Annotated in this window: 1 protein-coding gene; it reads right to left on the reverse strand. The window is 66.5% G+C overall.

All coding sequences use genetic code 11. The features are described 5' to 3' along the window. Positions 1-229, reverse strand: a 229-nt coding sequence (locus ACZ3HH_RS30005; protein ID WP_465810211.1) for a penicillin-binding transpeptidase domain-containing protein, incomplete at its 3' end; no start/stop codon positions are given. Positions 230-272 lie beyond the last annotated feature (43 nt).

Here is a 272-nt window from a genome sequence, read left to right on the forward strand (position 1 = left end):
GCACGCGCCCGGCCACCGCACCCGGGAAGCCGAACTTGGGCTGCTGGCCGAAGCCGACCGTGGTGAACATTTCCCACATCTCTTCCGGCGGCATGCCCAGCGCGATCTTGGCGGTACCGATGTTGGAAGACTTCTCGATGATCTGCGCCACCGTCAGCGGACCGTGGGCATGCGAGTCGCCGATGGTGGCGGTGCCGATGGTCATCTTGCCGGGTGCAGTCTGGAACACGGTCGAGGGCGTGACGCGATGGGTATCCAGCGCCAGGGCCACG

It is taken from the genome of Pseudomonas sp. PME37.24/025 (genome assembly GCF_055556615.1).